General features: G+C 37.4%; 5 protein-coding genes. 1 reads left to right on the top strand and 4 read right to left on the bottom strand.

Annotated features, from left to right (window positions below; genetic code table 11):
- Nucleotides 1-251: 251 nt before the first annotated feature.
- The 4 genes from AAKU52_RS13595 to proB are packed head-to-tail and all read right to left on the bottom strand — an operon-like array spanning nucleotide 252 to nucleotide 5,670.
- Complete coding sequence (locus AAKU52_RS13595) at nucleotides 252-854, bottom strand: DUF502 domain-containing protein (protein ID WP_354334397.1); 603 nt, start codon at nucleotides 852-854, stop codon at nucleotides 252-254.
- 9 nt (nucleotides 855-863) lie between these two features.
- Nucleotides 864-3,320: a bifunctional UDP-N-acetylmuramoyl-tripeptide:D-alanyl-D-alanine ligase/alanine racemase gene (locus AAKU52_RS13590; protein WP_354334395.1), complete on the bottom strand. Its 2,457-nt coding sequence runs from the start codon at nucleotides 3,318-3,320 to the stop codon at nucleotides 864-866.
- 1 nt (nucleotide 3,321) lies between these two features.
- Nucleotides 3,322-4,566: a glutamate-5-semialdehyde dehydrogenase gene (locus AAKU52_RS13585; RefSeq protein ID WP_354334393.1), complete on the bottom strand. Its 1,245-nt coding sequence runs from the start codon at nucleotides 4,564-4,566 to the stop codon at nucleotides 3,322-3,324.
- Between the two features lie 24 nt (nucleotides 4,567-4,590).
- On the bottom strand, nucleotides 4,591-5,670 hold the full coding sequence (gene proB, locus AAKU52_RS13580; protein ID WP_354334391.1) for a glutamate 5-kinase: 1,080 nt from the start codon (nucleotides 5,668-5,670) through the stop codon (nucleotides 4,591-4,593).
- A 216-nt stretch (nucleotides 5,671-5,886) separates the two neighbouring features.
- On the opposite strand from proB, the gene AAKU52_RS13575 reads away from it, so the two are divergent.
- Nucleotides 5,887-6,381 carry a regulatory protein RecX gene (locus tag AAKU52_RS13575; RefSeq protein ID WP_354334389.1) on the top strand — a complete coding sequence of 165 codons (495 nt, stop codon included), beginning with the start codon at nucleotides 5,887-5,889 and terminating at the stop codon, nucleotides 6,379-6,381.
- The last annotated feature ends 58 nt before the right edge of the window (nucleotides 6,382-6,439 follow it).

Raw genomic sequence — 6,439 nt, 5'->3', positions numbered from 1 at the left:
CAGCCATTTTATTTGAATTTTGAAACTGCCCCTAAACTAACAACGATTACAAGGGCTGAAAACAGTCAAATCTTTTAAAGTACCTGAGTAGTTACAAAAATATGCATATTAGAGAATACATACCAATCTCAAAGAGATAATTTTTATTAAACACTAAAGGGTTGTGAAAAAAACATCAATTTGAAATATCAATTCCTAAAAGGAATTGAACCAGAGGTATTAAAAGAAAATCATCGGAAACATTGATGTTATCAGACTGTTGCTTTAAAATGACTTACCCCACCAGAAACAACAAGTTTCATAGCATCAGCCGCACTCATTTTCAACAAACTTATTTTATCCCTTTTCACCACATATACTTGTCCGGCAAAAGAATACGAAAAAGGAAAATATACGACCGCTTCCCCTGGAAGACCAATAGCTTCCAAATCACTCCGTGTTAGAAATCCAATCCTTTTTAATTCTCCCTCTACCTCCACCAATACCGGCTGATTGAATTTCTTTTCATCACCAACAAAAGCTTCCGTAAGGTCTTTAATGGATGAATAAATAAATTTGAGAATTGGTAAGCGGTTCATTATTTTCTGAAACCACCTTAACATAGGTTCGGTTACAAAATTGGTAACAAAAATACCAGCAACAAGTATAATTCCTAGAACTAAGGCCAGACCTAAGCCAGGAATATTTCTACTCGCACCAGTTGTTGGATCTACTCCCAGAATGTTATTCACATTCAGCCAGCTATCTACATTGGTTACGCCCCAGATAACAATCAGAACACTTAAAGAAATGGGCAATACAATCAGCAATCCTTTGATAAGGTAATTTAGTAAGGCTCTTCCAATTCTGTTCATGCCCCAAAATTACTCATAAAAATAGATACGTTTCACCCTTTGCGAAATATTTGTGAGTATCTCATACGGAATTGTGTGTATTTGCCTTGCTAAATCTGCAATGGTCAGAAAATCATTAAAAACAATGACTTCATCACCGTTCTCCACATCAACTCCTGTTACATCAAGCATACACATATCCATACAAATGGAACCAATAGTAGAAAACATTTTACCATGGATCAGCATTTTGCCAACCCCGTGACCAAAGTCACGGCGGTAACCATCGGCATAGCCTATTTTTACCGTTGCAATGGAACCACCATCTGGCAATGCACCACGACGACCGTAACCTATAGTTTCGGTGCTTTTAAGGTGTTTGATTTGTGTGACTGTTGTTTTTAAAACTGCAACCGTTTGTAAGCCCTTATTGTTGGGTAAGCCAGCATCAAAACCATATAAGCCAATGCCTATCCGCACCATATCTAATTGCGCTGCAGGAAACCTAGTGATGGCAGCAGTATTGGCGATATGCTTGATAAATTTATAGCCCAATTCTTCTTCAATTCTTTCTGTAATTACTAAAAACCGATCTATCTGGTACTCACTAAATGTATCGTGCTGTTGTTCATCGCTACCCACCAGGTGAGAAAAAACAGACATCACTTTGAATTTATCTGCAACTTTGAGCGTTGTTAATAAATCGCCTATTTCTGTTTCTTCAAAACCTAACCTGTGCATACCAGTATCGATTTTTAAATGTACAGGATAAGCATGTTCATGATCTTCCAGAAAACTCAAAAACCCCTTAAAAATATCAAGATTATAAAGTTCAGGTTCCAGTTTATACTTCACAATGGCCTCGAAAGCGGAAGGCTCAGGACTCATTACCATAATAGGCAAGGTAATGCCAGCTTTTCTTAACGCTATACCTTCATCAGCAAAAGCAACCGCAAGGTAATCTACTTTGTGGTATTGCAAAACATTAGCAATTTCAAAACTTCCGCTGCCATAAGAAAAAGCTTTAACCATGGCCATCACCCTTACGCCGGCATTTAACTTTGATTTATAAAAACGAAGATTGCTAGCGAGGGCATTTAAATTTATTTCCATGACTGTATCATGAAGTTTTTGGGCAAGCAATTTACTGATACGTTCAAATTCAAACTTTCGGGCACCTTTTACTAAAATGGTTTCATTAGCAAAATGCTGACCAGGAAAATCATCTATAAATGCCTGTGTAGAATTGTAAAATTTAGTCTCGAGCTCAAAAAGTGATGCAAAGTCAGAAATATTCGGCCCGATCCCAATTAACCGGTTCACCTGTTTTTGTCTGATTAAAGAAGCAATCTCCTCATACAGGGCTTCATTACTTTTACCTGTTTCCTGTAAATCAGAAAGGATAAGCGTCTTTTTTAAGTGTTGATTTTGTATGTTAAGAAAATCCAGGGCTATAGCCAGAGAAGAAATATCAGCACTGTATGAATCGTCGATGATGGAACACTGATTGATGCCATTCTTTAATTCCAGGCGCATGCTAATACGGGATAATTTCTCTAAACGCAAGTCTGCTGTGTCAGGAGCATAACCCAAGGCCAGTAAAGCAGCCCAGCAAATGATACCATTTTCTATAGAAGCCTTATCCCTGAAAGGCAGAAGACATTCAATAGTGGCGCCATTATAAAAAGCACTAATATAAGTTTGCTGCTCGATAGGTTCAATAAACATGATTTTCAAATCCGCATTTTGCGTAGTGCTCCAGGAAAACTTCCTCACACCAGGCAATTCCTTTTCAGGAATACCATGAATATAATCAGGAGAATAAATGAACAGTTCGGTGTCAACAAAGAGTTTTAATTTCTCCAGTAATTTATCTTTACTTGTGGAGAAACCTTCGGCATGAGCCTCACCAATATTAGTGAGGATGCCAATAGTGGGCCTAATTATTTCTGCTAAAGCATGCATCTCCCCATTTTTTGACACGCCAGCCTCAAATATCCCTAGGGTATGTTCTTCATTAATTTGCCACAAAGACAAGGGCACCCCAATTTGAGAATTATAACTTCTGGGACTTCTGGCGATATTATATTCGTGCGCCAATAATTGGTACAACCATTCTTTAACCATGGTTTTCCCATTACTGCCAGTGATGGCAATAATGGGGATGGCGTAAAGTTCGCGTTTGTATTTCGCTAAACTTTGTAACGCGACAGTTACATTTTCTACTAACAAGAAATTGGCATCAGCATACAGCCCAAAATAATTTTCATCGCTGATTAAAAAGTTCCGGATACCATGGTCAAAAGCATCTTTTATATATTCATGTCCATCTCTCTGTGCAGATAAAGCACAAAACAAGGCACATTCGGGATTGATGATACTCCTACTGTCAATAACTAGGTTCTCGATCACCGCACTGGGGTTTCCTATAAATGATTTTGCATTTAACAGTACTGCCAAATGTTTCATGGTATGAATAAGTTCCATATTATCTTATTTGTCCTTCTCCCCAAACTAACCATTTGTAACTAGTCAATTCCTCCAGGCCCATTGGTCCGCGGGCATGGAGTTTTTGAGTCGAGATACCGATTTCTGCACCCAGTCCAAATTGTCCGCCATCAGTAAAAGCTGTTGAAGCATTAGCATAGACAGCTGCGGCATCTACCTGGTTTAAAAACAACGCTATATGGTTAGGGTTTTCAGAAACGATGGCTTCGCTGTGCTTTGAGCTGTTTTCAGCAATATGATTAAGGGCTTCATTGATATCTTCGACAGTTTTAACGGCCAATTTATAGTCCAAAAACTCTGTACCATAATGTTCAGGTTTGGCAACTTGAAGTAAATGGCCAGGATAACTATTCTTTAATTGGCTGAAAGCCGCATCATCAGCAAAAAGCGTTACATTCTCTGCTATTAAAGGCTGCAGCAGTTCGGGTAAGTCGTTAAGGCGGTCTTGATGAACCAGCAAACAATCCAGTGCATTACAAACACTCACACGCCTGGTTTTAGCATTGAAAATGATCCCTTTACCTTTATTTAAATCACCCTGAGCATCAAAATATACATGTACAATACCTGCACCAGTTTCTATAACAGGAATTTTGCTACTTTCACGAACGTAGTTAATGAGCTGCTGACTACCGCGAGGGATCAACACATCAACAAAACCTCTGGCCTGAAGCAAGGCATGAGTGGCTGCACGTTCTGAAGGCAGAAGCGTAACAAAAGCTGAATTAAGGTTATGTGCATTTAAAACCTGGTGAATAACCGATATAATCGCTTGATTAGAAAATTCAGCATCACTGCCTCCCTTTAAGATGCAAACATTACCCGTTTTAAAACATAAAGTAAAAACATCAAGGGTCACATTTGGGCGTGCCTCATAAATAACACCTACAATGCCCAGTGGCACCCTAACTTTAGAAATATGCAATCCATTGGGCATTACTTGCTCCGATAAAACTACTCCTAAAGGGTTAGGAAGTTTAGCAACTTTTCTAATATCGGATGAAATGGCAGCGATACTCACTGCAGTTAGTTTTAGCCGGTCGTATTTAGGATCCGTGTCAGACATTTGATCCAAGTCCTTCTGATTTTCCTTTATTAATAAAGGTATGCTTTCCTCCACAGCATCAGCCAATTCCAATAATATTTTATTGATTTCGTCATTGGTAAGCAGAGAAATATCTTTCTTTGCTTTGAGGCTATTTTGGAAGTAAATTTGGTATTCCATGATCTTATTAAATTCTAATAATGACTAACTAATCGCATAAAAATAATTATAATGTACTAAAGGTTTCTGCCCTTTCAAGCCAATTCTTTCTCTGGCTTTATCAATACCATATTCTGCAATTCCTAAACCAATTAGCTTATTGTCCTCCCCTATTAATTTAATGATATCACCTTTCATAAATGCTGACTGCAGCTCAACGATTCCAATGGGCAATAGGCTGCTCGCTTTACCTGATATCAACGCTTGTTGGGCACCAAGATTAAGTTTAACTACACCAGTTGCTGAATTCTCTGAATGTGCAATCCACTTCTTTTTCCCTGAAGTATTTTTCTCCGCTAAAAAGTGTGTGTGTATTACGTTTTCTGTTAAAACATCAATAATAATATTGTCTCTTGTACCATTAGCGATGTGGACAGGTATTCCTAATTTGGCGATTTTTTGAGCCATAGAAAGTTTAGTCACCATTCCACCTCTTCCAAATCCAGATTTTGCTGTGGTAATAAAGGAGGAAAGGTTTTGGGCACCGGGCTTAATTTTTTCTATAACGGTTGTACCTGCTGTTTTTGGGTCGCCATTATAAATGCCATCAACATTAGAAAGGATAATTAAAGCATCCGCATTGAGCATAGAGGCAATTAATCCGGCAAGCTCGTCATTATCGGTAAACATTAACTCGGTTACGGATACGACATCATTTTCATTTACAATAGGAATAACATGGTATTGGAGTAATATTTCCAGACAATTCTTTATATTCAAGTAATGCATCCTGTCCCTGAAATCCTCTTTGGTCACCAAAACCTGTGAACAGATAAGTTCTTGTTTTTCAAACAGTTGCATGTAAGTATTGATGAGCTTAATTTGGCCAATGGAAGCAAGAAGCTGGCGTGCTGCTACTGTATTTTGCTTTTCCTGGATTTTTATCAGACTTCTTCCGGAAGCTACAGCACCAGAAGAAACAACGACTACTTCTATACCTTGTTTTTTAATAGCAGACAGTTGTTCTACCAGGTGTTCGATACGGTTTTGATCTGGTAGACCATCTTCACGCGTTAATACATTTGATCCTATTTTTATTACAACCTTACGGTAGCTGGTTTTCATGCAGACTAATGTAGGTAATTTTAGTAAAACCGTTGTGCAGACTGACTAAATTATAGCTTTTTACTGAAAAATACATTCTACATAAAGAACAAATATATTGGTTAAAGGGTCATGGACAGCCCCCAATTATAGGTTAAGCGTAATAATAAAAAAGCATTAAAGATTACTGCAAACTAAATAAACAGGAGTTGAGGAGATATTTGTAATATTGTAGTATTGGAAACTAACAACAAAAAACCGGTCGTTTTAGATAAGAAAGTTGCATTAGCTAAAGCGGAGCACTATTGTGCCTATCAGGAACGCTCACAATATGAGATCAGAAATAAACTATATGAATGGGGTTTATACACTAATGATGTAGAAGAACTGATCACAGAATTAATTTTAACGAACTTTCTAAATGAAGAAAGATTCTCTAAAGCTTATGTTTCTGGAAAATTTAACATCAATAAGTGGGGGAAAATTAAAATTAAACAGGGCTTGAAGTTGAAAAAGGTACCTGAAAAAATGATCACCCGTGCACTTAATGGTATAAATGAAGACGATTATTTAAGTACGCTACAAGATTGCGCGGAAAAAAAACTGAGGATAATAACGGAAAAAGATCCATTTAAAAGAAAACATAAGCTAATAACCCATCTTTTGACCAGAGGTTTCGAACATAATTTAATTTTAGAGGTGCTGAAAAACAATAACTTACTAGAAACCTAAGATTTTTTTTTAAAAATAACTTGCAGGAGATAGAATTGTGCCTATATTTGCATCACCA

Origin of the sequence: Pedobacter sp. CG_S7 (assembly GCF_040544395.1) — a bacterium.
Classification (GTDB): domain Bacteria; phylum Bacteroidota; class Bacteroidia; order Sphingobacteriales; family Sphingobacteriaceae; genus Pedobacter.
The sequence above is the reverse complement of the archived record's forward strand: the minus strand, read 5'-3'. Positions and strand labels throughout refer to the sequence as shown.